The organism is Pseudostreptobacillus hongkongensis, assembly GCF_001559795.1.
Taxonomy (GTDB): Bacteria; Fusobacteriota; Fusobacteriia; order Fusobacteriales; family Leptotrichiaceae; genus Pseudostreptobacillus; species Pseudostreptobacillus hongkongensis.
Genome location: NZ_LOHY01000060.1, coordinates 1 through 258 on the forward strand (window position 1 = coordinate 1; position 258 = coordinate 258).

1 protein-coding gene is annotated in these 258 nt (G+C 50.4%); it reads left to right on the top strand.

Going from position 1 to position 258, the window contains the following annotated elements; all coding sequences use genetic code 11:
• Positions 1 to 11 precede the first annotated feature (11 nt).
• Positions 12 to 258 (top strand): hypothetical protein (locus AYC59_RS08545; RefSeq protein ID WP_500684724.1); only part of this gene is annotated, 247 nt, incomplete at its 3' end.

Below are 258 nucleotides of genomic sequence, written 5' to 3' on the forward strand. Positions count from 1 at the left end.
GGCAGCGTCAGATGGTTATAAGATACAGGGCAAAAGCAGTGCTGTCAGCAGGCTTGCAGATTGATTTTATTAATGAAATGGATCCAGCTGACAACGAAAGTTGGCAGTTCGTCGATGGTGTGGTCGGTTATCTGACTGAGCAGCTTGGGGAGATGTCCTGCCTACCTGAAGAGCCATTTTATTATAGCGTTGAGCCTGCCAAGGGTGAGCGTGGTGGAGCGACTTTTGCCATCTCATGGCTGTCAGAGGGTGGTACGC